Origin of the sequence: Pseudoalteromonas sp. 19-MNA-CIBAN-0066 (assembly GCF_040308705.1) — a bacterium.
GTDB lineage: Bacteria > Pseudomonadota > Gammaproteobacteria > Enterobacterales > Alteromonadaceae > Pseudoalteromonas > Pseudoalteromonas nigrifaciens.
In genome coordinates this window covers 1-1,236 of the sequence record NZ_JBEONZ010000087.1, presented here as the reverse complement: position 1 = coordinate 1,236, position 1,236 = coordinate 1, and the positions used below count along the sequence as shown (strand labels likewise).

Below are 1,236 nucleotides of genomic sequence, written 5' to 3'. Positions count from 1 at the left end.
CCATCCACTATTGGCACTTTTACGAAGCTCGGCTAAAAGCGAAGAGCGAACGGTCGGGTAAACTCGTTTTTGGACAAAAGCAAGTTAGAGTATTTAGTCAGTAACGCCGCGCTCACGGGTAAATTAGGAGCGCAGCGAGTAATTTATCCGTGTGCAGCGCTTTGTTATGTGCGCGACTACAAATTGACATCATTGACCATCTCTTTCTTTAATATGTTGCTGCGTTTCCTCAGGTACAATATCTGAATAGAGCAGATCTAACTCTTTAGGCTTTGAAATCATTTCATCTGCGATGAAGTTAAGAACGTGGAATAACTTCAGCGCTATGTCTCTACCATCTTCTAAGTCAATTTGACCTGGATGCACAGCGTTATTCCCTACAACTCGAAGTAAGTCTAGTGCTTTTTGAATTTTTGGACTTAGCCCTTCTGCTACAAGATCTTTTATGTCGTTGTTAATATTTTTACCCGACTTACCTAGTTGCTTGAGCAATAGTTGGAGTGCCAATCTAAGTAAGGCCGTAGCACCTTTGGGAGAATCAACAACAATTGTGGATGCCTCCAGATACAATTCCTGAATTTCTTGATCCATATCTTCATTTGGAGGCGATACTGTCGTTTGTTTTGGATAGACAATTTCTTGATTTACCCACAAAGAGAATTCATTACACGTTGAGCAAGTTGCAACAGAAAAACCTTCCGGAACAAACTCGCACATATGTCGATTATTTGCATCTACAACTTGCTCTATAAAAGCTGAGATGGCATTTTGCTGATAATCCTTTATGCGCGTTCTATAGTCATAAAATACATGATTTATTATATTATTAGCTGCATCACTCGAATTATCAACGTCAAACCAAGCCTGCTGAGAGGCAACCTGACAGTGTGGGCACTGAAACTTTTCACTTCTGTATTTTGGGTTTAGATCCAAAGTCTGTCTCCTACTCGATAAAGCACATAACAATTTTATAGTGCGCTCGTCGCGCATCTTTGTGCCGATGTTACGCGCATGTATTAATGAATCTATTTTTAACAAATAACGTAATGCATTGCCAACTTTAATATTTTTATGACACTAAAGGTATTCAGAAAAAGAAAATGCGCTCGTCGCTCATTTTCTTGAATCTGGGAGCACAACAACAAAATTGTATATTAATACGTAAGCGCGCATTTAAGCAGTGCGCTTAGCTATAATCGAAGTCTAGCTGCACATTCCACGGCATTAGGTCGGTAA

Annotated in this window: 1 protein-coding gene; it reads right to left on the bottom strand. The window is 39.7% G+C overall.

What is annotated here, in order from left to right; translation table 11 throughout:
* Nucleotides 1-189: 189 nt before the first annotated feature.
* A complete protein-coding gene (locus AAEZ18_RS18280) occupies nucleotides 190-933 on the bottom strand; it encodes a DUF4145 domain-containing protein (protein ID WP_165723462.1) in 744 nt (247 codons plus the stop codon).
* Between the last annotated feature and the right edge of the window lie 303 nt (nucleotides 934-1,236).